This is a genomic window from Dyadobacter flavalbus (genome assembly GCF_006149045.1).
Classification (GTDB): Bacteria; Bacteroidota; Bacteroidia; order Cytophagales; family Spirosomataceae; genus Dyadobacter; species Dyadobacter flavalbus.
On sequence record NZ_VBSN01000038.1, the window covers coordinates 269778 to 295264 of the forward strand.

The 25487-nt window shown below is 44.4% G+C and carries 25 protein-coding genes; 19 read left to right on the forward strand and 6 right to left on the reverse strand.

The annotated features are described in order from the left end of the window. The first annotated feature begins 125 nt into the window (after positions 1-125). The 4 genes from FEM33_RS12890 (at position 126) to FEM33_RS12905 (ending at position 2788) form a co-directional block, all read left to right on the forward strand. Entirely contained in the window at positions 126-1451 is a 1326-nt protein-coding gene (locus FEM33_RS12890) for a C10 family peptidase (protein WP_139012423.1), read from the forward strand. Next, the gene (locus FEM33_RS12895; protein ID WP_139012424.1) at positions 1448-1927 is read left to right on the forward strand and encodes a hypothetical protein; all 480 of its coding nucleotides are present in this window, start codon (positions 1448-1450) and stop codon (positions 1925-1927) included. The genes FEM33_RS12890 and FEM33_RS12895 overlap by 4 nt, the downstream gene beginning before the upstream one ends. A 130-nt stretch (positions 1928-2057) precedes the next feature. Continuing rightward, complete coding sequence (locus FEM33_RS12900) at positions 2058-2312, forward strand: hypothetical protein (RefSeq protein WP_139012425.1); 255 nt, start codon at positions 2058-2060, stop codon at positions 2310-2312. 32 nt (positions 2313-2344) lie between these two features. After that, on the forward strand, positions 2345-2788 hold the full coding sequence (locus FEM33_RS12905; RefSeq protein ID WP_139012426.1) for a hypothetical protein: 444 nt from the start codon (positions 2345-2347) through the stop codon (positions 2786-2788). Between the two features lie 205 nt (positions 2789-2993). Here the strand turns inward: FEM33_RS12905 and rlmD are convergent, their stop codons facing one another. Next, positions 2994-4394, reverse strand: coding sequence for a 23S rRNA (uracil(1939)-C(5))-methyltransferase RlmD (rlmD, locus tag FEM33_RS12910; protein ID WP_139012427.1), 1401 nt, complete (start codon positions 4392-4394; stop codon positions 2994-2996). A 61-nt stretch (positions 4395-4455) separates the two neighbouring features. Between rlmD and FEM33_RS12915 the strand changes: the two genes are divergently transcribed. The 5 genes from FEM33_RS12915 (at position 4456) to FEM33_RS12935 (ending at position 10378) form a co-directional block, all read left to right on the forward strand. Beyond that, the gene (locus FEM33_RS12915) at positions 4456-6663 is read left to right on the forward strand and encodes a T9SS type B sorting domain-containing protein (protein ID WP_139012428.1); all 2208 of its coding nucleotides are present in this window, start codon (positions 4456-4458) and stop codon (positions 6661-6663) included. A 122-nt stretch (positions 6664-6785) separates the two neighbouring features. Further along, positions 6786-7190: a DoxX family membrane protein gene (locus FEM33_RS12920; RefSeq protein WP_139012429.1), complete on the forward strand. Its 405-nt coding sequence runs from the start codon at positions 6786-6788 to the stop codon at positions 7188-7190. Between the two features lie 441 nt (positions 7191-7631). Further along, a complete protein-coding gene (locus FEM33_RS12925) occupies positions 7632-8042 on the forward strand; it encodes an Rrf2 family transcriptional regulator (RefSeq protein ID WP_139012430.1) in 411 nt (136 codons plus the stop codon). Positions 8043-8109: 67 nt separating this feature from the next. After that, on the forward strand, positions 8110-8763 hold the full coding sequence (locus FEM33_RS12930; RefSeq protein ID WP_139012431.1) for an NAD(P)-dependent oxidoreductase: 654 nt from the start codon (positions 8110-8112) through the stop codon (positions 8761-8763). 292 nt (positions 8764-9055) lie between these two features. Further along, positions 9056-10378, forward strand: coding sequence for a porin (locus FEM33_RS12935; RefSeq protein ID WP_229214228.1), 1323 nt, complete (start codon positions 9056-9058; stop codon positions 10376-10378). Here FEM33_RS12935 and FEM33_RS12940 read toward each other — a convergent pair. Then, on the reverse strand, positions 10350-10829 hold the full coding sequence (locus FEM33_RS12940; protein ID WP_139012432.1) for an SRPBCC family protein: 480 nt from the start codon (positions 10827-10829) through the stop codon (positions 10350-10352). The genes FEM33_RS12935 and FEM33_RS12940 overlap by 29 nt on opposite strands. Before the next feature lie 105 nt (positions 10830-10934). On the opposite strand from FEM33_RS12940, the gene FEM33_RS12945 reads away from it, so the two are divergent. After that, positions 10935-11381: an SRPBCC domain-containing protein gene (locus FEM33_RS12945; protein ID WP_139012433.1), complete on the forward strand. Its 447-nt coding sequence runs from the start codon at positions 10935-10937 to the stop codon at positions 11379-11381. Between the two features lie 46 nt (positions 11382-11427). Here FEM33_RS12945 and FEM33_RS12950 read toward each other — a convergent pair whose 3' ends face one another. Continuing rightward, complete coding sequence (locus FEM33_RS12950; protein ID WP_139012434.1) at positions 11428-13545, reverse strand: Tex family protein; 2118 nt, start codon at positions 13543-13545, stop codon at positions 11428-11430. Positions 13546-13854: 309 nt separating this feature from the next. Between FEM33_RS12950 and FEM33_RS12955 the strand changes: the two genes are divergently transcribed. After that, a complete protein-coding gene (locus tag FEM33_RS12955) occupies positions 13855-14649 on the forward strand; it encodes a ThuA domain-containing protein (protein WP_229214250.1) in 795 nt (264 codons plus the stop codon). Between the two features lie 40 nt (positions 14650-14689). Here FEM33_RS12955 and FEM33_RS12960 read toward each other — a convergent pair whose 3' ends face one another. Beyond that, positions 14690-14878 (reverse strand): hypothetical protein, encoded by a 189-nt coding sequence (locus tag FEM33_RS12960; protein WP_139012436.1) that lies wholly within the window; start codon positions 14876-14878, stop codon positions 14690-14692. A gap of 178 nt (positions 14879-15056) precedes the next feature. On the opposite strand from FEM33_RS12960, the gene FEM33_RS12965 reads away from it, so the two are divergent. Next, entirely contained in the window at positions 15057-15512 is a 456-nt protein-coding gene (locus FEM33_RS12965; RefSeq protein ID WP_139012437.1) for a DoxX family protein, read from the forward strand. Between the two features lie 9 nt (positions 15513-15521). Here the strand turns inward: FEM33_RS12965 and FEM33_RS12970 are convergent, their stop codons facing one another. Next, entirely contained in the window at positions 15522-16745 is a 1224-nt protein-coding gene (locus FEM33_RS12970; protein ID WP_139012438.1) for an RsmB/NOP family class I SAM-dependent RNA methyltransferase, read from the reverse strand. A gap of 138 nt (positions 16746-16883) precedes the next feature. Between FEM33_RS12970 and FEM33_RS12975 the strand changes: the two genes are divergently transcribed. Both FEM33_RS12975 and FEM33_RS12980 read left to right on the forward strand, forming a co-directional pair. Beyond that, positions 16884-18122 (forward strand): cation:proton antiporter, encoded by a 1239-nt coding sequence (locus tag FEM33_RS12975; protein WP_161597112.1) that lies wholly within the window; start codon positions 16884-16886, stop codon positions 18120-18122. A 39-nt stretch (positions 18123-18161) separates the two neighbouring features. Beyond that, positions 18162-18623, forward strand: coding sequence for an SRPBCC family protein (locus FEM33_RS12980; RefSeq protein WP_139012440.1), 462 nt, complete (start codon positions 18162-18164; stop codon positions 18621-18623). 32 nt (positions 18624-18655) lie between these two features. Here FEM33_RS12980 and FEM33_RS12985 read toward each other — a convergent pair whose 3' ends face one another. Further along, positions 18656-19879: a GAF domain-containing sensor histidine kinase gene (locus tag FEM33_RS12985; protein WP_229214229.1), complete on the reverse strand. Its 1224-nt coding sequence runs from the start codon at positions 19877-19879 to the stop codon at positions 18656-18658. Positions 19880-20429: 550 nt separating this feature from the next. Here FEM33_RS12985 and FEM33_RS12990 point away from each other — a divergent pair. From FEM33_RS12990 to FEM33_RS13010, 5 genes are all read left to right on the forward strand, one after another. Continuing rightward, positions 20430-20867, forward strand: a complete 438-nt coding sequence (locus tag FEM33_RS12990; RefSeq protein ID WP_139012441.1) for a DUF2147 domain-containing protein — start codon at positions 20430-20432, stop codon at positions 20865-20867. A 200-nt stretch (positions 20868-21067) separates the two neighbouring features. After that, the gene (locus FEM33_RS12995) at positions 21068-22081 is read left to right on the forward strand and encodes an LLM class flavin-dependent oxidoreductase (protein ID WP_139012442.1); all 1014 of its coding nucleotides are present in this window, start codon (positions 21068-21070) and stop codon (positions 22079-22081) included. A 34-nt stretch (positions 22082-22115) separates the two neighbouring features. Next, complete coding sequence (locus FEM33_RS13000; RefSeq protein WP_139012443.1) at positions 22116-23057, forward strand: helix-turn-helix transcriptional regulator; 942 nt, start codon at positions 22116-22118, stop codon at positions 23055-23057. Between the two features lie 37 nt (positions 23058-23094). Further along, positions 23095-23640 carry an NADPH-dependent FMN reductase gene (locus FEM33_RS13005; RefSeq protein WP_139012444.1) on the forward strand — a complete coding sequence of 182 codons (546 nt, stop codon included), beginning with the start codon at positions 23095-23097 and terminating at the stop codon, positions 23638-23640. Positions 23641-23762: 122 nt separating this feature from the next. Next, positions 23763-25058 carry an O-acetylhomoserine aminocarboxypropyltransferase/cysteine synthase family protein gene (locus FEM33_RS13010; protein ID WP_139012445.1) on the forward strand — a complete coding sequence of 432 codons (1296 nt, stop codon included), beginning with the start codon at positions 23763-23765 and terminating at the stop codon, positions 25056-25058. Positions 25059-25487 lie beyond the last annotated feature (429 nt).

A 25487-nucleotide genomic window follows, 5' to 3' on the forward strand; every position in this document is an offset into this window, starting at 1 on the left:
ATTTGTATAAGACAATTACCGTTTGAAAACTGAGACTAGCCGCTGGGCAACTACTCATCCTTTTCATGGTTCTGTTTTGAAATAATTCCTTCATATAGCAGTGTTGTTTATCAAACACATGCTGTATGAACAAAAACGTTATACTTTTTACCCTCCTTTGTTTATTGTCCGGCTTGCTGATGCAATGCAGCCGGCATGAAAGTCTTCCGCCCGGTAATTCTGCTGCAACCAACAGCAATCCGCTTCAAATCAGCGGAAAAGATGCGGCTGAACTGGCCCGTAACTTCCTGAAAAAAGATAAAAATGAATACTTTGCTGGTAGTGAAAAGCTGCGATTAAAGGAAAGTCCGGAACAGTCCGTACCCAAACGGGTCAGGAACGTCAAAACGTTATATGATGATGCAGGCAATCCGCTGATGCATGTCATCCATTTTGAATCGGATCAAAGCCCGGAACATGGATTTGTGATCCTTGCGGCAGACAAGCGCATTGTTCCCGTTCTTGCCAAAAGCGACAGCGGAACTTTCAGCCTGGAAGGAGAAAATCCCGGTCCGGGAATCTGGTTTGAACGCGTTAAAAAAGAAGTTACCGAAGGAACAAAAAGAATAAAAGCTCCGGAAAAGGGCATTGCCCTGATGTGGCAAAAACTGAACGAAAATTCACCCGATCTACTTTCGGAAACACCGGATTATGAACCGCCCGTTGATCCGTATTACTGTCCGCCGGATACTTATTACGACAGCGGACTGCTGATTACATCGATTTGGAGGCAGGATGAAGTTTACAACATGTATTGTCCAACAAGATCTTGTGGTAAATGTTCTTATGCATATGCAGGTTGCGGAGCAGTTGCAATAGCTCAAGTCTGGAATGCAAAGTGTAACCAGAAACCCAAAACTTACTCCATTGCGCCCGGACCTGTATTAAACTATAATTTTCCATTAAAAGATGTAAGGTCAACAATTAGCTGCACTTCTGTTAACCCGAATGACATGCAGATTGCCAATATGATTCGGGTTGCGGGGATGTTTGCAGGATCTGACTATAATTTCCTAAACTGCAATACCATGACATGGAGGAAAGACATAAAAACTGCTTTCCAAGCAGCCGGGTACTCCAATCCGGGCACCAGAGTTGGTTTCAACAATTCAACAAATCAGGTTCGTTCGGAATTAATGAGTGGACATCCCGTTATTATGGACGGTACAAACACAGTCCTAGGTTTTGATAATTGGCATATTTGGGTCATCGCGGGCATTCAGGAGACGATTTTACACGGTGTGGTTGATCTAAATGGATCACCTACCTGCATGGCCTGGACGTATAACATGTATTACCTCAATTGGGGCTGGGGAGGCAATGATAATGGCTGGTATGCAATGGGAAATTTTATTGGTGATAAAGTAAATTATGATACATCTTTAAACGTAACCCTTGGCATGCGGCCATGAGTAATTATATGAAGCCATTTAAACATCTATATACGCGTTTTTTGGTTCTGAGTCTTTTGACTACTTCCTGCGAGTATCCATTTAACATTGTTATGCTTTCACAAACATGGGATGTCAAGCAAGAAGCAGAACGTCGTTATTATACCAAAAGCAAAACTTCCTTTTTCTTTGATCGTGTAAATTATCAAACGCTGGAATTTAAAGGTGATACGATGATTCTGACGGTCAATGATAAAATAATGGATACCATTTATTTAAAAGACGATTATTGGCTGGGAAAACAGAAAAAGGGAATCAAGATCTTTAAAGGCATTTCCGCAACTACCAAGGAACATAAATCCATTCGCTGTACCGTAGAACATATTAAAGATAGAGGCTTGCAGCGACTGGTTACCAGTGAAATTATGACAGGTGATTACAATCCAGCTGCTGACACCGTTTGGACGTATTATGAGTTGCTTCCAAACCAGTTTTAAACAGAGCCATTTGCCGCATTAAAAAAGGATCATTAACCAAGTATTTTTATCCTGAATGATAGGAATTTAAGAGTGACGGAAATCGAACTTTAAGAAGTAATACTCAGACAACTTTCCATTACCCGTTATTATGGACGGTACAAACACAGTCCTAGGTTTTGATAACTGGCATATATGGGTCATAGCGGGCATTCAGGAAACCATTTTACACGGCGTTGTTGAGCTGAACGGAGCTCCTACATGTATGTCGTGGACCTATAACATGTATTACCTTAACTGGGGTTGGGAAGGCAATGATAATGCATGGTATGCAACAGATAACTTTCTTGGAAAAGGAGTAAAATACGATACATCTTTAAACGTAACCTTGGGAATGCGACCATGAACAAGAATATAAAAAAAAGCATGCTGAAAATCATGGCACTTTTTGCAATTAGCTTGCAATTGCTTTCATGCGGATACCCCTTTGATGAAGTGATGCTTGAACAAACATGGAATATCAAGCAAGAAGCAGAACGTCGTTATTATACCAAAAGCAAAACTTCCTTTTTCTTTGATCGTGTAAATTATCAAACGCTGGAATTTAAAGGTGATACGATGATTCTGACGGTAAATGATAAAATAATGGATACCATTTATCTAAAAGACGATTATTGGCTGGGAAAACAGAAAAAGGGAATCAAGATCTTTAAAGGCATTTCCGCAACTACCAAGGAACATAAATCCATTCGCTGTACCGTAGAACATATTAAAGATAGAGGCTTGCAGCGACTGGTTACCAGTGAAATTATGACGGGTGATTACAATCCAGCTGCTGATACCGTTTGGACGTATTATGAGTTGCTTCCAAACCAGTTTTAAACAGAGCTATTTGCAGCATAATTAAAGGATCATTAATCAAGAATTTTATCCTAAATAATAGGAATTTAAGAGTGACGGAAATCGAAATTTAAGGAGTATTACTCAGACAACCTTCCATTATTGTGTGTTCGCCGGAAATGAAACTATATAAAAAAACAACCCGGAATTGTTAAATCCGGGTTGTTGCTTTCTCATTGTATCTACCTTAATTTTTCCGGATCAATAAGGCCACGTTCTCGACATGATGAGTATTCGGGAACATATCCACCGGCTGGACTTTTGTGACTTCATAGTGCTCCGACATCAACGCCAGATCGCGCGCCTGGGTGGCGGTGTTGCAGCTGACGTAAACAATCTTCTGCGGTTCCGCTTTCAGGATCGTTTCCACAACCGGTACGTCCATTCCTGCACGCGGCGGATCGGTAATAATGACATCCGGTTTGCCGTGCTGCGTCAGGAAATTTTCGTTCATAATCCAGCGCATATCACCCGAAAAAAATGACGTATTGCTTATGCCGTTCAATTCCGAGTTCCGGCGCGCATCTTCAACTGCTGCCTCTACATATTCAATCCCAATGACTTTTTTAGCTCTTCTTGCAACGAAATTGGCAATGGTCCCGGTTCCGGTATACAGGTCGTAAACGGATTCATTTCCTGTCAGTCCGGCATATTCCCTTGCCACACTGAACAACTGATATGCCTGTTCGGAATTGGTCTGGTAAAAAGATTTGGGCCCGACCAGAAAAGTCAGGTCTTCCATGGTTTCCCGGATAAACTTTTCTCCTGAATAATTGATCACTTCCTGATCCTGGTACGAATCGTTCCCCTTCAGGTTAACGATGTAATTCAGCGATGTAATTTCGGTATGCGTTTTTTTGAGGTATTCCATCACCATTTCAATCGCTTCGTCATGCTGCTCGCCGAATTGCACGATCACCATTACATCACCCGTATTGGCCGTTCGCACAACCAGATTGCGCAAAGTGCCTTTGTTGAAGCGTACATCGTAATACGAAATGTGATGCAGTTCGCCGAAATGATGCAGCGAGTTCCGGATCGTATTGGATGGGTCCGGCTGCAGGTGGCAGTGATTTACCGTAAATATTTTATCAAATCTTTTGGGCACATGAAACCCGAGCGCATGTTTGGAATACACCTGTCCGGAATCCATCTGTTCCTTGGTGAGCCAGCGCCAGTTGGAAAAGGTAAATTCCAGCTTGTTCCGGTAATATTCCGTTTTCGGAGCTGCAATAATCTGATTTACAGGAACATTTCGGATTTTACCAATTCTTTCAAAATGATCGATAACCTGCTGACGTTTGAAATGCAGTTGGTGCTCGTAGGCAATATGCTGCCATTTGCAACCGCCGCACACATCATGGTGCAGACAGTACGGCTCGGTACGCAGATCGGATTTTTTATGGATTCTGGTTACAATCGCTTCCTTTAACTTCTTTTTTGTTTTAATTACCTGAAGATCGACAATATCGCCCGGAGCCACGTTGCCTTCCACAAAAATTACGCCGTCTTCCGATTTAAATATACATTTGCCTTCTGCCGCAAAATCGGTAATTTCAACGTATTCATACTGATTATTCTTAATCATATTCCTTTTTTTAAATTCTGATTCAACCTTATAGGACAAATTTTTACTGTTACATCAAGCCATGAAAATTCGGTTCATCCTATGCATTCTGATGCTGCTGGTCATTACTGCTGCCAAGGCTACGCATATTGTCGGCGGGCAGCTTTTCATCACTGAAAACAAAAACAGCATCTACAATTATAATATCGGGCTCACCATGTACTTCGATGCCCTCAACGGCAATCCCGGTGCCGAAGATCCGTTTGTGACCATCTATGTTTTCAGAAAACGGGATAATGCAGCAATTGGTTGGCTTGAAGCCCCAAAAATAGAACGAAAATCCGTCACGTACGCAAATCCGCTCTGCGGAATATCTTCTCTGGAGACTTACATGATCACTTACAGCTCGTCTGTAAACCTCGAAACCAGCGATTTCAATGACCCGGAAGGCTACTATATGGTCTGGGACCGGTGCTGCCGGAACGGAACGATCACAAACATTAAAAACCCGGGAGATGCAGGAAGCCTGTTTTATCTGGAATTCCCGCCCATAACAAAAAATGGTACGGCATTCAGTAACTCCTCTCCTGTTTTTCCGGCGGTCAAAGGCGATTATGCCTGCGTGAATTCACCCTTTTTCTTCGATTTTGGCGGCTCGGATGCGGATGGCGACAGCCTTGTTTACAGCATTGTAACGCCGATGCAGGGCTTTTCTGACAAATCCAATCCAAGCCTGCCTGCACGCGGATCGTCCGGTTACCCGCGGCTTACGTGGACAGACAACATTTCTGTTGCCAATGTAATTCCCGGACCCAAGCCTTTAACGGTAAACAAATCGACCGGAATGCTATCCGTTACGCCCGGATTTGTGGGCCTGTACGTATTTGCGGTACAAGTGGATGAGTACAGGAAAGGTCAGAAGATCGGAACGCTTACACGCGATTTTCAGCTCAAAGTCGTTGATTGCCCCAAAATGGATCCGCCCAAGCTGCTGTTCAAGCCTGCGGGTAAAAATGTGTTTTATACTGAAAACGAAATCATAACGGTTAAAAAAGACGATCCTAACTGTTTTGAAGTCATTGTAACTGATCCATCCATCAATCAGCTTATAAAGGTAAACGGCAGAGCTGTAAACAACGCCAAGGATTACTTTACGCTGCTCCCGGCCGAATTCCGTACAACCATTGCCAACGATACGCTGAAATTTCAGGTATGTCTGGATGAATGCTTTGTTACTTACGACAACAGGCCGATCAAAATAGAGCTCATTGCGGAGGATGAAAGCTGTCCGGTTCCATTAACCGATACTTTGAACATTTTCATTCGTCGGGAAGGCAACGACAATGCATCGCCGGAAATCACTACTTCCCTTCCTTCGGAATACATGCACGTGACCGCCGGTGTTCCGGTGCGTTTTACTGTTTACGGAAAAGATCCCGACAAAGACAACCTTGCACTGTCCGGCCGCGGAAGGGATTTCAACATGGCCGACAAAGCGATGAACTTCCAACCGGTGAACGGAACGGCAACGGTTCAGCAGAACTTTACGTGGACACCGCCCTGCAATGCCCGAAAAGGCGATACGCTTGCCGTTGACTTCTTAGTGGAAGACATGCGCTGTGAGGGCAACCCGCTTGGCGTTTCCAGGCCTGTATATTTTATCGTCGACGAATCGCCAAACACGCCGCCTGCGGTGCGTACGACACTGCCTGAACCGGAAATCACCTATACGATCGGAAACTCGTCAGAAATCATTTTTGATGTGCTTGCATCAGATCCCGACACCAGCACGATCAGTCTGGTTGCGGCCGGCCGAGGATTTGACCTTCAGTCCGCCGGAATGAACTTTACCGATAAAACCGGAACCCGGGAAATCATCTCGCCTTATGCATGGAACCCGGACTGCGCCCTGTTGAACGGAAAAGGTGAGCAGACATTTCTGATCGATTTCATTGCGCAGGATAAAAGCTGCAGTTCGGCCAACGACACGACTACAGTAAAGGTTACCGTCAAGGACAATTCCTTTACCGAGTTCCCGGAACTGCCGAATGTGATCACGCCTAACGGAGACGGCAAAAACGACTGTCTGGTTCTGCAGGATTTGCCCGAAGGCAACTGCTCCGATCAGTTCAAAGACATTGCCGTTTACAATCGCTGGGGAAAACAGGTTTATTATTCCAGGGTGAAGGAAAACAACTGGTGCCCGGCGGACCTTTCAGGAGGTTACTATTATTTTCTGATTCAATATACAACCCGGTCGTACAAGGGCGGGATCACCGTTCTGAAATAAACCACGATTGCCGATTCCGGAATCCGTACTGTTTTCCTAGCGGACTGCTTTTATTGCCATTGGCGGGAAACCTGATTAAAACCGACTTTGTTAGTCATTGTAAATCATCACCACAACTTACAATGACTGACAATTTTCACTGGGGATTTCTGATGGCCAGACTTGCGGCCGGCATGAGTATGTTCGGGCACGGACTTGTACGCTTGCCCAAACTGAGCGGATTCAGCAACTGGATGGTCGGGCAGTTCCAGAAATCCATGCTTCCCGAAACAATCGTCATTCCTTTCAGTTACATACTTCCAGTTGCCGAACTCGTGATCGGGTTCTTGCTTCTGCTTGGATTGTTTACACGTACAACCCTTATTGCAGCAGGTTTTGTCATGACTGCTTTGATTTTCGGATCGTCCATGATAGAAGAATGGGGAGCCATTCCGTCCCAGCTTTTACATGCAGCCTTCTTTGCCATTCTGCTCTGCTACACCAATGAATATAACCGGTTTTCACTGGATCAAAAATTCCAGAAGTAGACAGGCACGCTTTTACCGCTAATGAAATGTATGAGAAGTAAAATACCTTTCGGACATATAATTTGTATTTAATTTATAATACTTTTAATTCTTATCAAATACGGATTACTTTAAATACTAATAAAACAATTTCAATAATCTTTAAGAACAGGAAAAATAGTAAGTAAAATACTTTCAATAAATATAATAAGTATATTCATGTATTTACATATAGAATTTACCGGCCTTTCTTAACAATTAAATTGCATGGGCTGTATTGAACTTTCCAAAACTCTATCAATACAGATAATTAACTTAAAATCAACAAATTAATATAAATAAGCATACAACTCACATTTATGTTCTTAAATTTCTACTGCCTTCAGTAAACATTTTTCATCTTCCATTTTACATTTTACAAAACATACCATACCTTTGTACTGTAATATTAATAGTTACAGTATGAACAACGGACGGTTTGCTATTTCAGTACATATCCTGACACTGCTTGCTGATGCAAAGGAGGAATGGGTACCCTCCGAGTATCTCGCCGGAAGTATCAATATCAATCCGGTACTCGTACGCAAGGAGCTCGGCAATCTTCGGGAACACGGACTGGTGATCAGCAAGGAAGGAAAATCAGGCGGTAACAGGCTTGCCAGAACACCGGAACAGATTTTCATGTCCGACGTTTACAAGGCCGTCAAACAAAAAGATCTGCTGGGAAAAAGCATCAATGCGCCCAATCCGCAATGCGACGTCGGAAAGGAAATTAACAAGCATCTGGACAGTCTGTATAATGAGGCGGAACAGGCATTGCTGCAGAGTCTGGAAAGGAAATCCTTGTCTGATTTTCACAAACAGTTCAGTTAATTTTTTTTATACCAAACTGTAACATTTATTATAACAGTACTATCTAAAACGTAAAACAAAAACAAGCATGAAAATTGCATTGATCGGAGCCACAGGGTTTGTCGGCTCAAAAGTATTGGAAGAACTGGTTTCACGCGGCCACCATGTAACAGCCATTGCCAGAAATCCGGAAAAAATAACGCTAGAAAGCGACCTGATTACGCCCAGGCCCGCAAACATTCTGAACCCGTCCGAGGTTTCTGAAGCCGTAGCCGGAAACGATGCCGTGATCAGCGCTTTCAATCCGGGATGGACCAATCCGAACATTTACAATGATTCCATTGAAGGTTACAAATCCATTCAGGAAGGGGTAAAACAATCGGGAATTAAACGGTTGCTGGTTGTAGGCGGCGCGGGCAGCCTCGAAGTGGCTCCCGGTGTGCAGCTTGTTGACACGCCGGATTTTCCCGCAGAATACAAGGCCGGCGCAAGTGCCGCAAGAGATTACCTGAACATCATCAAAACGGAAAACGAGCTTGACTGGACTTTTTTGAGCCCTGCGATTGAAATGCATCCGGGAACGTCAGGCGTAAGAAAAGGCGTTTACAGAACCGGTCTCGACAATCCTGTTTTTAACGAAAAAGGCAGAAGCATTATTTCGGCAGAAGACCTTGCCGTAGCCATTGCGGACGAAATTGAACAATCCAACTTTGTTAAAAAGCGCTTTACCGCTGCATACTAAAAGTATTCCGGATGTGGAAAATAAGTAAAGGGCATTTAGTTATAACTAAATGCCCTTTACTTGATAAATGTATCAGACATTTAGTCAGTATCATACATACATAACATTTTATATAGTCTTAATGTACGATAAGTATAGTTAATTAATCCTTTTACTTTAAGTTACTTAACAAATTCCGATTTATTTGCAAGTATTCAATTTTATGAATTTGTAAATTATTTGGCACATTATACTGCTAATGTGAAGCGGGATAAAGTTCTTTGCATCTTAAATGGTATAATAACATTACCCGATGAAGCGACTTTTTACCGCAGCTGTTCTCCTTTTGACCTTCCTTATTGCACCACAGGCAAATGCACAGCGGTTTTTGATGGATCTGGTGGATACGACAAACCAAATGGGAAAAGGCATGCTTTCCATCTATGAACGGTACAACCGGGTCCGGATCAGCGGATACATACAGCCTCAGTTCCAGTATACTCTTCAGGAAGGTGCCGAAACCTTTGCGGGCGGCAATTTTTCACCCATGTCAAACAACCGCTTTACACTGCGCCGCGGAAGGCTGCGCGTGGATTACGCGCATCTGAATGAAAACAATGATCCTACCTCCTACTTTGTTTTTCAGTTTGACGGTACGGAACGCGGCGTTGCCATCCGGGATTTCTGGGGACGGTTTTATGAAAACAGGTTCCGGATTTTTGCACTGACAACGGGCATGTTTGCACGTCCGTTCGGACATGAAGTAAACTTGTCTTCGGCCAACCGGGAGTCACCGGAACGCGGCAGAATGTCGCAGCTGCTGATGAGAACCGAGCGTGACATCGGAATCATGTTAACCGTAACAAGCCGGAAAAGTTTAAGCTGGTCGCAGAAACTCAAACTGGATGTCGGCGTATTCAACGGTCAAGGTATGTCCGGGACTTCGGATTACGACAGCCATAAGGATGTAATCGGAAGGCTCAGTATGAAACCAACCCGGATCAATGCACTTGGCGGCGCCACACTATCGGCAGCAGTTTCGGGTTATGCAGGCGGCATTACAAGCCAGTCTGGAACGGTTTACAAAACCAGGATGAAGGAAAACGCATTTCAGTCCGTCAAGGATTCTTCGGGCAGAAATTACGCCAGGGTTTTGCCGCGCAATTATGCAGGAGCGGATTTCCAGATTTTCTTTCCGAACCGGGTCGGTAAAACCGAATTACGGGCCGAATACGTTTTTGGCAAACAGACGGCAACTTCGGCAAGCAGCGAGACACCGGGCATTTATCCCGTTTCAAACGGGCAGAAAGATCCGCTGTATGTAAGGAATTTCAACGGAGCCTATTTCTATTTTCTGCAGCACCTCGGCAGCCTGAATCATCTGTTTGTGCTGAAATACGACTGGTATGATCCCAATTCGAAAATTTCAGGAAATGCCGTTACCGGTGCAGCCGGGTTCAGCAAAGCCGATCTTCGTTATGATACTGTCGGAATGGGTTATGTTTACGTGGCCAACGAGTCGTTGAAATTTACCTTGTATTACGATTTGGTCAGAAATGAAAAATCTGCGATAAAAGGATTTGAAAAAGACGTGCGGGACGATGTACTTACATGCCGCGTGCAATATAGCTTCTAGTTCCGAAGCGTTCTTCCAGTACTTTTTTGCGGTATTGAAAAATTTGATTGACTTCGTTCCGGACAAACACGGCGTTGACAATATCGCCGATGAACCCGAGCGGAACTTTATAGTTAAGAATATCTTCCATTAAAACACCTTCATCAATGGCTGTAAAACGGTGCTGATGGTGCCAGAAAGCATACGGACCAAAACGCTGCTCGTCCACAAAATAATGATTTTCGGAAACGTGTGTGATTTCCGTGACCCACTTTAACGGAATGCCCAGAACAGGTTTGACGATGTACCGGATGATCTGGCCTGCATACATTTTTTCGCCGTGATGCGCCGAAGTCACCACAAATCCCATGTGGGGCGGTGTAATTTCTTTTAGATTGGCCGGATTTGAAAAAAACGCCCAGGCTTCCTGAAGAGAAATCGGCAGCTTTTGTGTAAAATACAACTCTTGCATTGCTTTTTGATTGATTCAACAAATAAGTTAAATAACCAGGCCAGCGTATACGTTCCATGGCATGATTTTCTTGAATTTCCATATTTGACTTAACCACATAGCACCATGAACAGAAAAATGATTGCGACCACATCCTTATCCATTTATGCAAATCCTCTGAAAGTATGGCGAGCATTGATAGATCCTGAAACTGTTAAAAAATACATGCACGGCGCCGAAGTAAGTTCCGGCTGGGAAGTAGGCAGCCCCATTACTTTTACGGGTGTCTGGAACGGCAACACGTACGTGGACAAAGGAACAATCCTGGAAATCATCCCGGAACGGGTTTTAAGCTATTCCTACTGGAGCCCGCTTGCTGGCTCAGAAGATTACGAAGACAATTACGCGCATGTTACTTACCATATCGCTCCGTTTGATAATGAAACAACGCTGACCATTACGCAGGATAATCTGGAAACTGAAGAAGAAGTTGCAAGAGCAGAAGAAAACTGGATGTCCGTCATGCACAACCTGAAAAATATTCTGGAAGAAAAATCCAAGCACGTATTATAGCAATGGGGTACTTTCCGAAATTCCGTTTTCGGAAAGTACTTCCCGTTTACAGCTTCATGGTGAGGGCAATCCGTTTGCGGCCCAGATCCACTTCCGTCACCTTGACGCTTACAACCTGCTGAAGACGTACGACTTCATTCGGATCTTTGATAAACCGGTCGGCCATTTGGGAAACGTGAACAAGGCCGTCCTGTTTGACGCCAATGTCGACAAAAGCGCCGAAAGCTGTGATATTGGTGACAATACCCGGCAGGATCATTCCGGCTTTCAAATCTTCCGGCTTTCTGACACTGCTGTCAAACTCAAACTGCTTCATGCCTGCACGCGGGTCGCGCGAAGGTTTTTCCAGTTCCAGCAAAATATCTTTCAATGTAGGCAGCCCTACAGCATCGGAAACATACTTTTCGGGCCTGATCTGCTTTCTGAGTTCGGGTTTCTGCATCAGTTCCCTGATGGTCGTGCCTGCATCTTTCGCCATTTGTTCCACAAGACCGTATCTTTCAGGATGTACAGCACTGGAATCCAAAGGATTATCAGCATTTTGGATCCTTAGAAAACCTGCTGCCTGCTCAAATGCCTTGGAACCGAGCCTCGGCACTTTCAGCAATTGCTGGCGCGATTTGAAATTCCCGTTTTTAGCCCTGAAATCCACAATATTCTGCGCCAGCGCAGGCCCAAGCCCTGATACATAGCGAAGTAAATGCTTGCTGGCCGTGTTCAGGTTTACGCCTACGGAATTTACGCAGCTTTCTACGACTACATCCAAAGCATTTCGCAATAAATTCTGGTCGACATCGTGCTGATACTGCCCTACTCCGATTGACTTCGGGTCAATTTTGACCAGTTCGGCCAATGGGTCCATCAATCGCCGGCCAATGGAAACCGAACCGCGAACGGTTACATCCTTATCCGGAAACTCTTCCCGTGCCACTTCCGAAGCGGAGTAAATGGAAGCGCCCTGTTCACTGACCATATACAATCCGATTGCTGCTGTTTTACCCTTTTCATCCAGCCATTTTCTGACAAAGTCCTCCGTTTCCCGACCGGCAGTACCGTTTCCAACAGCAATCGCTTCTACCTGAAACTTGTCTACGGCGTCTGCCAGTTTGTTGCGGGCTTCCGCCGGCTTATCAAAAGGATACATGACATGATCAGACAATAAATTTCCCTGGCCATCGAGTACCACTACTTTGCAGCCGGTACGAAAGCCGGGATCAATGGCCAGCACATTTTTTTGTCCGAGCGGAGACGCCAGAAGCAGCTGACGCAGGTTTTCGGTGAAAACCTGAATGGCGGCTGTATCGGCTTTTTCTTTGGATAATCCGGCAAATTCCGTTTCAATGGAAGGTTTCAGAAGCCGTTTGTAACTGTCCGTCAATGCCAGCGAAATCTGTTCCCTGCATGCCGGCGGACCTTTCAGAAAAAGCCTTTCCAGCATGGTGAGTGCCTGCTCTTCATCCGCAGAAATATCCACGTTCAATACACCTTCTTCCTCACCGCGGCGTATCGCAAGCAGCCGGTGCGACGGAATGCGGGAAAGCCGTTCCGAAAACTCAAAATAATCGCGGTACTTCACGCCTTCCTCTTCCTTTTTCTTTTTAACCTTTGCAGTTATGACTGCTTCTTTCTGAAACAGGATGCGGATACGGCTTCTGGCGTCCTGATTTTCGTTGATCCATTCCGCCATAATATCCCGTGCGCCGCTCAATGCATCTTCTGCCGAATGCACCTGATCGTTCAGAAAAGTCCGTGCTTTCTGAAAAGGGTCTGTTTCTTTTCCTGAAAATAGCAATTGGGCCAGCGGTTCCAGCCCTTTTTCAATCGCAAGGATTGCACGGGTTTTTCTTTTCTGCCTGAATGGCAAATAAAGGTCTTCCAGCTCAATCATGGAAAATACACCTTCAATGCGTTTTTTGAGCTCCGGTGTAAGTTTTCCCTGTTCTTCAATACTTTTCAGGATAAATTCCCTGCGTTTTTCTACTTCCTGCTGCTTTTGCCATGCGTCCCTGATGGCGCCGATCTGCACCTCGTCCAGGCCGCCGGTCGCTTCTTTCCGGTACCGCGATATAAACGGCAGCGTTGCTCCCTCTTCAAAAAGCTGCACCGTATTCCTGACCTGTTTTTCAGAAATGCCCGTTTGCTGCGCAATAAGCGAATAATTCATACCTGTAATGCAATTTTACCTGAATTTCAATTCCTGCAAATGGGCAGACAGCCAGTTCGTCAATGTTTTCTGAAGGCCGGCCCATTGTTTCTTGCAGCAAATAAAACAGAATTTTACTGCATTAACGGTGTATGTTCCTGCAGACACTTTATACGGACAAAGCTGCTGTGTTTTTAATTTGAGTCCTTTCAAATGTATAATTCTGATTTACACCTATATTTAACACACATTTTCCATATCCAAATTATCCTGAATCCTAAATTAAAAATGCTGTTATCTGTACAAAAGTTGCGTATTGCCTGGCTCTTTATGATGGCCGTTTACCTGAGTTCCGGAACCACAAGTGCTCAGCAAAAGCCGTTGTTCCGGGTTATTGCTTTTTTTACAGGGAAAAATGACAAGGCGCACATCAGTTTTGTGAACGAGGCAAACCGGAACTTTCCCAAACTGGCTGAAAAAAACCATTTTACATACGATACCACAAGCAACTGGAATAATCTGAACGCAGAATTTCTTTCTAAATACCAGGTAGTGCTTTTTCTGGATACGAGGCCGGAAACGTCAGGACAGCGTGAAGCTTTCCGGCATTATATGGAACATGGCGGCGCATGGATGGGCTTTCACTTTGCGGCATTTGCGCTTACACCTTCGGCTTACCCGCAGAATTGGGACTGGTACCACAACGAATTTCTGGGTTCCGGCCAGTACAAAAGCAATACATGGCGCCCGACTTCGGCTATTTTAAAAGCAGAAAACAGGAATCATCCGGCTGTAAGGGGAATTTCTGCTACTATCAAGGCTTCCCCGAACGAATGGTACCAGTGGGAAAATGACCTGACTCAAAATAAAGATATTCAGATTCTGCTATCGATTGATCCGTCCAGCTTTCCGTTAGGAACGGGTCCAAAGCAGCATGAGATATGGAAAAGCGGCTATTATCCGGTTGTATGGACAAACAGGAAGTACAGGATGATTTACCTGAACATGGGTCATAATGACATTGACTATGAAAACAAAACGGACAAGGAACTGTCATTCACTTTCGATAATGACGTTCAGAACCAGTTTATAATCAATGCCCTTATTTGGCTGGGAAACAAATAACCGGACACCCCGCATGTACATTGGCCGAGTGCCCGGTTGGTTATGCCGGTTCAGAATCTTTGGCACCTACATCTTCCGGATCAATATCCTGTTGCGGAATTTCCGGTTCCATTCTCGTTCCGGTATTGACTTCAGGAGCATCAGGGCCCTGCACATTCGGCTTCGTGTTCAATGGTGCAGTTTGTCCGGGTTCGGGCGTACTTGGCGCCGGTTTTTGTTTGTCAGGCATATGGATATCGGTTAATGATTAAAGTTGCAGTTTTTAAATTGGTCATTTGATATGTATGATAATTTCCACAATGAGAAAAAATCATGCCCTGAACCGAAAGGCTGCATTTAATTGTGTACAATCCGGTTTCTGCACGACAAAAAGCTGTTGATTCAGCAAACATTTTATTTTCTGAAATATGCCCGTATTAATCGTCTTACTGATCAGTTTTTTTGCAAGTCTGGGTTTAACCAAAGTATACTCGGGCAGCTGGGATTATTTGCTTTGCGGCAACATCGCCATGTGCGTGATGCTGTTTTTTACTGCCATTGGTCATTTCAAGTTTTCGAAAGGTATGCAGTTAATGATCCCGGAAATAGTTCCTTTCAGGAAAGCACTGGTTTTTGTTACCGGCATTATGGAAATCGTTGCCGGCATTGCATTGCTGTTTCCTTCTTTAAGGCATGGAACAGGCATTTTCCTGATTGTTTTCTTTCTGCTGATCCTTCCCGCCAATGTCCACGCAGCCATTAATAAAATTGATTATCAGAAAAATACGCTTGACGGAAAAGGTTTGGATTATCTATGGTTCAGAATTCCGTTCCAGATTTTCCTGATGCTTTGGGTCTGGTATTTTTCGGTCCGGCCTTATTAAAGTCAGGTTTCATTTACGTTCCAGCAAAGCCATGTAAAAACCGTCGAATCCGTCTTTTGCAACAGAAGTCCTGTGTTCGGAAATGAAATTCCATTCCTTTTTTCTGGACTTCATAAATCTTTTAACCTGGTCTTCGGATTCGGACGGCAGAATGCTGCATGTGGCATACACCATCTTTCCGCCTTTTTTGACCAGCTCGGAATAATTATCCAGAATCTGCCATTGAACCTGACGGATCGAATCCAGGAACTGCGGTTTCAGCTTCCATTTGGTATCCGGATTTCTCCGCAATACACCGAGACCGGAGCACGGAACATCCAGCAGAAGGCGGTCAGCCGTTCCAATCAGGTTCTGAAGGGCCAGTTCGTCATCAATCAGCAGCGTTTCCAGATTTTTCACACCGTTGCGTTCAGCCCTTTTTACCAGTTCGGCCAATTTATACTGCTCAATATCCATGGCGAGGATCGAGCCTTCATTCTGAAGCAATGCCGCTATATGCAGCGTTTTTCCACCGGCACCTGCACAGGCATCAATGACACTCATTCCCGGTTTGATGTCCAGATATGGCGCAATTAACTGGGATCCGGCGTCCTGCACCTCAAAATAGCCTTGCCTGAAAGCGTCCGTTCCTGTTACATTCTGACGCTTTTTCAGTATCAGTGCATCCTGTACGCCATTCACCTGCAGCACATTTTCGGCTCCAAAAATGTTGATTACCGTTTCCAGACCTGTTTTCAGCGTATTTACACGGATGGCCACCGGCGCCTGCTGATTGAGCGCTGCGAGTTCTTCATCCCATTTTGCGCCAAGTTCCTGTGCAGCTGTTTCATCGATCCAGTCGGGCACGGACTGGGCAATTTTTCTGGTACCCAATGCTGCATTGTATCTTTCCAGCACGGTTTCTGCATGTATGCCTTCAAACTCCGGCCATTCCGGCAATATTTCGTCTTCTTCCCTGTTTAGATGCCGCGGCCGGATGATCAGCCATGCGCCCGCAAGTTTCCAGAAATCCGCATGTTCGAATGCCTTCTCCATCCCGGCGGTATATTTGACCAGCCGCCACCAGCGGACAATCTCATACGTATTTTCAGCAATGAATGCCCGGTCACGGGCGCCCCATTTCTTGTTTGATTTCAATAACTGCTCCACAACACGGTCAGCCTGCCGGTTTTTTACAAAAATGTTGTACAATGCGTCCACAGTTGCAGCAACAAGTCCTTTATATAATTTCAAAGCCTGTATATTATTTGTTACATTCAAATCTAGCCGTATGCGCCAAAAAGCAGCGGCTGTCATGCGGTAAAGTTGGTGATGTCTTTTTTACAAAGCAACAAAATGGCATCAAGGCATGGTTTTTAAGTCATGTGCAGCATGGACAGCTACATGGTTACCGTTACCATTATCGGCATTGCAGTTTTAGGAATGGCATGGATGCCGTCCTTTACCAAACTTACGGGTATTTCCGACTCGGTTGTATACGTATTGCTTGGTGTTATCATTTATCTGGTCTTTGACTTTTTACCCAATCCGAACCCGGTTACATACAACAAGTTCACCATTCATCTTACCGAGCTCGTCGTGATCATATCTTTGATGGGAACCGGATTGAAAATAGACCGGGCATTCTCATTCAAAGCCTGGTCGATACCCTTCCGGATGCTGACGATTACGATGCTATTGTGCATTGCGTCCGTGACGTTCATTGCATACTGGTTCCTGCGGTTTGATATGGCTTCGGCCTTGCTGCTCGGTGCCGTACTGGCTCCGACAGATCCTGTACTGGCGGCGGATGTTCAGGTGGGACCGCCACAGGAAGAAATTACGGATGATGTACGCTTCTCCCTGACAGCAGAAGCCGGCATGAACGATGGAATGGCTTTCCCTTTTACCTGGCTGGCAATCCTGATTGCAGGCTCGGCCACAGGAGAATTCAGCGAAGTAATGGGCGAATGGCTGACCTGGGATCTTGCTTACAAAATCGTTTCCGGTGTTATTTTTGGGATTCTGCTGGGAAAACTGATTGCTTACATCATATTCGACTACTCTGAAAAACATCAATACATCGACCTGAACGACGGATTTATTGCCGTTGCCGCTTCACTGACCATATTCGGTATCGTTGAACTGCTTCATGGCTACGGGTTTGTTGCTGTGTTTGTCGCATCGCTGACGATCAGGAATTATGAACATAACCACCAGTTTCATAAAGACCTTCACAGCTTTTCGGATCAGACTGAACGTATACTGGTGGCGGTTGTGTTGCTTGTGTTCGGAGGCAGCCTGGTACACGGCATCCTGGATTTCCTGACATGGGAAACTGCATTGCTTTCCATAGGGTTTTTGCTGCTTATCAGACCTGTTGCCGGGCTGATTTCTCTGATCGGCACAAAATTGCATTTCAAGGAAAAACTCGGTATCAGCTTCTACGGCATTCGCGGAATCGGGTCGTTTTACTACCTTGCTTTTGCATTTCGTGAAGAAACATTCGTGCTAAGCAAGGAACTATGGTCCACGGTATCCTTTATTGTGCTCTTGTCCGTACTCATTCACGGGCTGACAGCAACCAGGGTCATGTCGAGGCTTGAAAAAAAATTTTCACGCACAGTCTGAGAATTTATTGAAGAAAATACACAGAAAAAGTCTATAAACATGGAAACTACAATGGCTGTCATTTGCCCACCGGATTTATCCACACGTCCATACAGCCTGCAGGCGGAACGGTTACTGGCATTTTCTGCAGATGTGTTGATCAAGGCCTGGACCATTCAGCTTGACCTCTGGCTGGCATCGCCCGCATCCTTTCTTGGAAAGCCAGAAGTCAATGCGCCGTTCTATTTTGAGACCATGCACGACGGGATCCGTTACCCGCATTACGGCCGTTTTCTGGCCATTGAACAGGATAAAGTTGAATTAACGTGGGTATCTGGAGAAAATGGTACAAAAGGGACTGAAACCGTGCTGACCATTACACTTTCTGCACATGCAAACGGAACATATCTTAATCTAGTTCATGCAGGTTTTCCGGATGAAACTACCAGAGACAAGCATCAGGAAGCCTGGCCGGCCATCCTGCAGCAGCTGGAAGAAAGAATGTCCAGACCAATTGATTAATCTGTTTGTACATACAGGTTCAAATGCTGATGCTAGAAATTCTGTGGCAATCGGATGTTGAACGTGGTTCCTTCTCCTACTTTGGACGTAATCTGCATGGTACCGTTCAGGCTGCTTACCAGGTGTTTAACAAGTGACAGGCCGAAACCGTATCCTTTTTCACCGCTGGTTCCTTCCGTAGATACTGCATTTTCAGACATAATGGCCTGGATGCTTTCTTCGCTCATACCAATTCCGTTATCGAAAACGGTAATGTACAGCACAACCTGTTCGCCGCTGGTTGTTAACTGAAGATCAACCGTGACACTTCCTCCTTCCGGTGTAAATTTCATTGAATTGCTGATCAGGTTGCCGGCAATCTGCAGCAATTTATTTTTGGGAAGCGCGATATTTTCCGTCAGCGGTGTTGTGATAACCGAAAAATGGATGTTCTTGTGCTTTGCCTGCGGGCTGTATAGTTTTACCAGTTTGTCCTTGAAAACGATCAGGTTGAAAATACTTGCATCAACCGTTTTAGACCGGTCGGCAGAAGGTTTGTCTTTACTGGTTTCCAGAATTTCTCCTGCGAGGTCCAGTATGGAATTGCCGCTCTTGTGGATCAGCGAGATAAATTCCAGCACTTCATCCATATGATTGTTGTAACCCTGATCCCGGATAATCTGCGCCAGTCCAACGATACCGCCAAGCGGCCCGCGGATATCATGTGCCACTTTTTTCTGCATCTGCTTTGCTTCCAGCAATTTAGATTTCAGGTTATCCATAACTTTCAGGGTATGAAGCCGGGTAACGACCTCATCCGCAATGATTTTCATCAATTCGATTTTTTCCGGATCAAGCGTTTTCTGTTCATAATCCAGCACACATAAAGCGCCGATCTGATGGCCGCTGCCTGTTTTAAGCGGAACACCGTAGTAATAGCGCAGGTTTGGAGCGCCGTTTACGTAAAACTTATCTTTAAAGCGCTCGTCTTCCAGAAGATCATCTACCTCAAAATGATCCTTTTCCATGATTGTGTACTGGCAGACGGAATCTTCCCTCAACATCTGCTCCACATCCATTCCGTAATTGGAAATTGTCCACTGCGTCAGCGAATCGATCAGGTTCACAAGAGATATTTTGGTCCCGGTTACTTTTGCAGCCAGTTTGGCCAGATCTTTGAAGGTATGCTGATGATCGGAATAATCAACATCCAGTTCAACCAGGCTCATCAGCCTTTCCATTTCATTTTCAGGTACCACAGGCAATTTATTTGTCACTTTCAAACTAAATTTGATACTTTATTCTTACCCCTTTTTTCAAATAGAAATAATTCGAATATAAACTATCAAATATACGAAAATATTCTAATCATTTTATAGAAAATTTAACTGAACTTATTACGGGCTCCGGGCTTAAAATTTCGGCATCAAACAGGAAGTTTCACAATTGACTGGACAGCAACCTTTCGTGATAAAATCAGGGACAAACAAAGAATACCGGATCGTGCCGCTGGCATGGCCATAAATGATTATCTTGGAATAATTCAATTTTCAAATAAATTTCACCGGATTTAGAAATACCTTTTGTAGATTTGGCAGATAGTATTTTTTTAAGATCCAAAACACTGTATTTTTTACTAGAATTAAGAATTTTGTGTTATTTAATGGCAGTAACCTATTTAACAGCGTTAGAAAGTAAATTTTTGGTACATTTTTGTATTTTATTTCAGTTGACATCATTATCAAATCATCTCTATTCATTTCTGAATAATTGAATATTATCAAGACCAAACGACTCATCGAAACTTCATTCTAATCTTGACTCTTAATGTTGAAAATAACTTTTACAATAATTCTGAACTTTTTGTTTATTCAGTGTATTGCACAAAATGCCGCAGCGGATGTGATTATTGGCGAGTGGGTCAATGAGGAAAATGATGCCAAAATCGAGATTTACAAAAGTGGTTCTGTGTATCAAGGAAAACTTATCTGGTCCATCGACTACATGGAAGCGGATGGAAAGACTTCCAAAAAAGACGTTAACAATACGGATGAAAAGCTTCAGTCACGCCTGCTTATCAATTCAAATGTTCTTCAGGACTTTAAATTTGAAGACGGCGTTTGGGACAGCGGAACAATGTATGATCCGAAAAGCGGCAAAAGTTACAACTGCGTCATGAAAATACACGATGATACACTGGAAATACGTAGCTATGTTGGAATCCAATTATTTGGCAAGACAACGTACTGGAAACGCTCCATCTGAAACTATCTAACTACACATTCTGCCTTATTCTCATCAGTTATCCTCATGATTGAAAATACATCATGCCATTCATATCAGGCTGATCAAGCTTACGCCGGTAAGTAAAACCGAAGTACTTTCCCGCCGGAAAGTACATTTTTGACCAGCAGCGGAATAGAAACAGCAAACGCATTGTTATTTCGAAAAGAATTTTCGAAACAATGAGCGATATAAAACTAGGAATTCTGGATCAATCCATTGTAAGACACGGTTCCGGCGTACAGCAGGCGATCAATGAAACCATTGCTACCGCACAGCTTGCGGAAGATTTAGGCTACAGCCGGTTCTGGGTTTCGGAACATCATAATTCGGAATTCATTGCGGGTTCCACGCCGGAGGTGCTGATGGTAAAACTGGCAGATGCTACCAACCATATCCGGATTGGTTCAGGCGGCATTATGCTTCCGAACCACAGTGCGTTAAAAGTTGCTGAAAATTTCAGAATGCTGGAAACCTTGTTTCCCGGCCGCATCGATCTGGGTATGGGACGAGCGCCGGGCACAGACCGCATTACATCATCCCTTCTGAATCCGTCCAATGATTTTAGTGAATCCAGTTATTTAAGACAGCTTGAACATTTACAGCATTTTTTCCGGGATACAGCCGGAACTGAACGCGGGTTTATTTATGCCACACCGCAATCGCCGACTATTCCCATGCAATGGATACTGAGTTCCAGCGGAGGAAGCAGCAACATTGCCGCCCGTTTCGGAATGGGACTCGCCGTTGCCAAGTTTATCAATGGCTTTGTTCGTCCGGATGTAGTGGAAACTTACCGCAGGAATTTTCGTCCTTCCGACCAGTATGCGCAGCCGCATGCCATTCTTTCCGTATTTGTCCTCTGCGGAGAAACCGAAGAAGAAGCTGTATTGATGCGAAAAATGATGGATTTTATGCTTGTTGAGTTTGAAAGAGGAAAATCCGGGCCCTTTCCGGAAGTGGAAACCATAAGAAATTACCGGTTTTCCGTTGGCGAACTGGAAAGGATCCGTTACAACAGCGGCCGCATCATTTCCGGTACGAAGGAAGAAGTTAAAGAACAGCTCACCAAACTGGCCAATGAATTTGAAGTAGATGAAATCATTATTTCAACCATGGCGCACAGCGTTGAATCCAGGATCAAATCTTTTGAACTGATTTCGGAGGCATTTAAATTGAGAGAACCCGCTCTTTAAGTTTATTTTTGCTGCAGAAAAATCCTGAAACCTAATGAACCGTTTTGACCGGATTACCGCCATACTGATTCAGCTGCAGTCACGAAAAATTGTAAAAGCCCAGGATCTGGCAGAACGATTTGAAATAAGCCTTAGAACAGTTTACAGGGATATCAATTCGCTTGCAGAAGCAGGCGTTCCCATTGTAGGCGAGGCAGGTGTAGGTTATTCCATTATGGACGGCTATCGCCTGCCTCCCGTCATGTTTACAAAAGAAGAAGCACGCACTTTTATCACGGCTGAAAAACTGATGGAAAAATTTACAGATTTTTCTACCCAGTCACAGTATCAGTCGGCCATGTACAAAATAAAGGCGGTTTTGCGGAGCAGTGAAAAATCCATGGTCGAAAACCTGGAAAGCCAAATTGCAGTCAGGCTGAATTCGAAACCGTTCTCCAATCAGAAAAGCAATACGCTGGACGTATTGCTTAAAAGCATTACCGAAAAGAAAATTGCCCGGATCATTTATACAGCCATCCATTCGGATGATCCGATGGAACGCGTAATCGAGCCGGTCGGGATTTACCATGAAAACAGTTACTGGTATACGGTAGCCTATTGTCACCTCCGGCAAGATTACCGCAATTTCCGATCAGACCGGATTCTTGAAATCGAGCTTACCGAAAATCCGTTTGAAAATCAGCATGCACCGCTGAAAGACTTTCTTTCGACCGGCGGGGAACCGGAAAACCTGCGTCTGATCCGGATTAAAGTTGAAAAACGCATCGTTCAGTATTTTCAGGACCAAAAGTATTATTACGGTTTTGTTTCAGAAACGATAAAAGGCAATGAGGTGGAAATGTCATTCCTTACCGCTTCCATCGACGGATTTGCGCGCTGGTATCTGATGATCGCACCCAATGCCACCATTCTTGAACCCGAATCGCTGAAAGAAAAGCTGAGAAAACTCATCTCCGAAATTTCACAGAAACTGTAAGTTAAACAGCCGCATCGCTCCTTTCCAACTTCTATGCATGAACAACCTTGTTATACTTGGAATATCAGGCAGTTTACGCGCCGACTCCTCCAATACGATGATCCTGAAAACCATTCAGCGATTGCTGCCGGAAGCTATAACGTTCCGCATTTTTGAAGGTATGGACCAAATACCGCATTTCAGTCCTAGAATTCCGGAAAATGAAGCGGTAGCCCGTTTTAAAAATGCCGTTCGGCAAGCTAACGGCATCATCATCTCCACACCGGAATATGCGTTTGGTGTTCCGGGAACACTCAAAAACGCACTTGACTGGACTGTTTCGACCGGCGATTTCAATGAAAAACCCGTTTGTGCGATCAGTGCATCTCCACTGGATTCGGGCGGCAGAAATGCGCTTGCGTCTTTGCTATTAATACTGACCGCATTGGGTACGAAAAAGCATGAAAATGCATCACTTTCCATCGCCCATATCAAAAGTAAACTAGATCCTGAAATCAATCTGGTTACACATCCGGAAACATTGATTGCTTTGCAGGATCAAGTAAATAACCTGCTCAAATACATCGGTTTCACTTTCGGGTAAGATTATATTCAGATTTTGTATAAGTAAAACGCCATATGGCCTAGCTTATTTATAGACTATCATTTCTATATAGTATCTATTTTCTTAATACATTTGAACCGTTCTACTTAAACGCATACATCATGAAATTTGAGACTTTACAGCTTCATGCCGGTCAGCAGCCAGATCCGGTTACAAACTCGCGCGCCGTTCCGATTTACCAAACCACATCTTACGTTTTTAACAATGCCGAGCATGCTGCCAATCTGTTTGCATTGAAGGAATTCGGAAATATATATTCCCGGATCATGAATCCGACGAATGATGTTTTTGAAAAAAGGATTGCGGCGCTCGAAGGCGGTGTAGCCGCATTGGCAACCGCATCGGGACATTCCGCACAGTTTCTGGCCATTAATAATATTACCACCGTCGGCGATAACTTTGTTACAACTTCCTTTCTTTACGGCGGTTCATACAATCAGTTTAAAAATTCTTTCCGGAATATCGGTGTAGAGGCAAGGTTTGCAGACGGCGATGATGTAAGCAGCTTTGAGAAACTGATTGATGAAAAAACCAAATGCATTTATCTCGAAACGATAGGGAATCCAAGTTACAGCGTTCCCGACTTTGATGCATTTGCTGCACTCGCAAGTAAACACGACCTGCCGTTGATCGTTGACAATACTTTTGGAGCTGCCGGCGCCATTTTTCAGCCCATCAAATATGGAGCGCATGTGGTGGTGCAGTCCGCAACCAAATGGATCGGCGGACACGGTACTTCCATCGGGGGTGTAATCGTTGATGCGGGAACTTACAACTGGGGCAATGGAAAGTATCCGCAGTTTACGGATCCTTCTCCAAGTTACCACGGCCTGATTCTGAATGACGTTTTCGGAACCGGCGGACCTTTCGGGAATATTCAGTTTATCATCCGTGCACGGGTGGAAGGTTTGCGTGACTGGGGCCCTTCCCTTTCGCCGTTCAATTCTTTCTTATTCCTGCAAGGACTGGAAACTTTGTCATTAAGGGTAGAACGCATTGCCGAAAATGCATTAAAGCTGGCTCAGTGGCTTGAAAAGCAGCCTCAGGTGGAAAGTGTAAATTACATCGGACTGGAAGGCAACAAATACCATAATTTAGCAAAAAAATATCTTACACGCGGTTTTGGAGGCGTACTTTCCTTTTCGCTGGCTGGAGATAAAAAAGTAGCGGAGAAATTTGTGGACAATCTTAAATTGATCAGCAATCTGGCGAATGTGGGTGACGCAAAAACATTGATCATACATCCAGCCTCTACAACACATTCTCAATTATCCGATTCAGAACAGATTTCAGCCGGAGTTCACCCGACCCAGTTGCGTATATCTGTCGGTATTGAGCACATTGATGATATAATCAGTGATATAGCGTCTTCTTTTGCGGCACTGGAACAGCCGTAAAAAGGGTTATTTACAGGTTGCTCACGGCAAAAGGCTCCGGAGGAGCAACCTGTTTCTAGAAAAAAGCATGATTAAACCAATCAAGGCTCCTCCGGAGCCGACTGATCATGCCGAAATCTTCTTTGGAAATTACATATTGCATTTGAACATATTCTACAAACAGAAGGCTCCTCCGGAGCCGCACGGCTGCTTGCATCGAAAATTCGTAATCTCAATCCTTGCTACAAACAGAAGGCTCCTCCGGAGCCGCACTGCTGCTTGCATCGAAAATTCGTAATCTCAATCCTTGCTACAAACAGAGGGCTCCGCCGGAGCCGCACTGCTGATTGTTTTGAAAATTTGTAATCACAATCCTTGCTACAAACAGAAGGCTCCTCCGGAGCCGCACTGCTGCATGTATCAAAAATCCGTAATCACAATCCTTGCTAA

Bases quoted from the DNA above. Each gene is read 5' to 3' on its own strand.
- FEM33_RS12890 (WP_139012423.1), top strand. From the start codon at position 126: ATGAACAAAAACGTTATACTTTTTACCCTCCTTTGTTTATTGTCCGGC.
- FEM33_RS12895 (WP_139012424.1), top strand. From the start codon at position 1,448: ATGAGTAATTATATGAAGCCATTTAAACATCTATATACGCGTTTTTTG.
- FEM33_RS12900 (WP_139012425.1), top strand. From the start codon at position 2,058: ATGGACGGTACAAACACAGTCCTAGGTTTTGATAACTGGCATATATGG.
- FEM33_RS12905 (WP_139012426.1), top strand. From the start codon at position 2,345: ATGGCACTTTTTGCAATTAGCTTGCAATTGCTTTCATGCGGATACCCC.
- rlmD (WP_139012427.1), bottom strand. From the start codon at position 4,394: ATGATTAAGAATAATCAGTATGAATACGTTGAAATTACCGATTTTGCG.
- FEM33_RS12915 (WP_139012428.1), top strand. From the start codon at position 4,456: ATGAAAATTCGGTTCATCCTATGCATTCTGATGCTGCTGGTCATTACT.
- FEM33_RS12920 (WP_139012429.1), top strand. From the start codon at position 6,786: ATGACTGACAATTTTCACTGGGGATTTCTGATGGCCAGACTTGCGGCC.
- FEM33_RS12925 (WP_139012430.1), top strand. From the start codon at position 7,632: ATGAACAACGGACGGTTTGCTATTTCAGTACATATCCTGACACTGCTT.
- FEM33_RS12930 (WP_139012431.1), top strand. From the start codon at position 8,110: ATGAAAATTGCATTGATCGGAGCCACAGGGTTTGTCGGCTCAAAAGTA.
- FEM33_RS12935 (WP_229214228.1), top strand. From the start codon at position 9,056: ATGAAGCGACTTTTTACCGCAGCTGTTCTCCTTTTGACCTTCCTTATT.
- FEM33_RS12940 (WP_139012432.1), bottom strand. From the start codon at position 10,829: ATGCAAGAGTTGTATTTTACACAAAAGCTGCCGATTTCTCTTCAGGAA.
- FEM33_RS12945 (WP_139012433.1), top strand. From the start codon at position 10,935: ATGAACAGAAAAATGATTGCGACCACATCCTTATCCATTTATGCAAAT.
- FEM33_RS12950 (WP_139012434.1), bottom strand. From the start codon at position 13,545: ATGAATTATTCGCTTATTGCGCAGCAAACGGGCATTTCTGAAAAACAG.
- FEM33_RS12955 (WP_229214250.1), top strand. From the start codon at position 13,855: ATGATGGCCGTTTACCTGAGTTCCGGAACCACAAGTGCTCAGCAAAAG.
- FEM33_RS12960 (WP_139012436.1), bottom strand. From the start codon at position 14,878: ATGCCTGACAAACAAAAACCGGCGCCAAGTACGCCCGAACCCGGACAA.
- FEM33_RS12965 (WP_139012437.1), top strand. From the start codon at position 15,057: ATGCCCGTATTAATCGTCTTACTGATCAGTTTTTTTGCAAGTCTGGGT.
- FEM33_RS12975 (WP_161597112.1), top strand. From the start codon at position 16,884: ATGGACAGCTACATGGTTACCGTTACCATTATCGGCATTGCAGTTTTA.
- FEM33_RS12980 (WP_139012440.1), top strand. From the start codon at position 18,162: ATGGAAACTACAATGGCTGTCATTTGCCCACCGGATTTATCCACACGT.
- FEM33_RS12990 (WP_139012441.1), top strand. From the start codon at position 20,430: ATGTTGAAAATAACTTTTACAATAATTCTGAACTTTTTGTTTATTCAG.
- FEM33_RS12995 (WP_139012442.1), top strand. From the start codon at position 21,068: ATGAGCGATATAAAACTAGGAATTCTGGATCAATCCATTGTAAGACAC.
- FEM33_RS13000 (WP_139012443.1), top strand. From the start codon at position 22,116: ATGAACCGTTTTGACCGGATTACCGCCATACTGATTCAGCTGCAGTCA.
- FEM33_RS13005 (WP_139012444.1), top strand. From the start codon at position 23,095: ATGAACAACCTTGTTATACTTGGAATATCAGGCAGTTTACGCGCCGAC.
- FEM33_RS13010 (WP_139012445.1), top strand. From the start codon at position 23,763: ATGAAATTTGAGACTTTACAGCTTCATGCCGGTCAGCAGCCAGATCCG.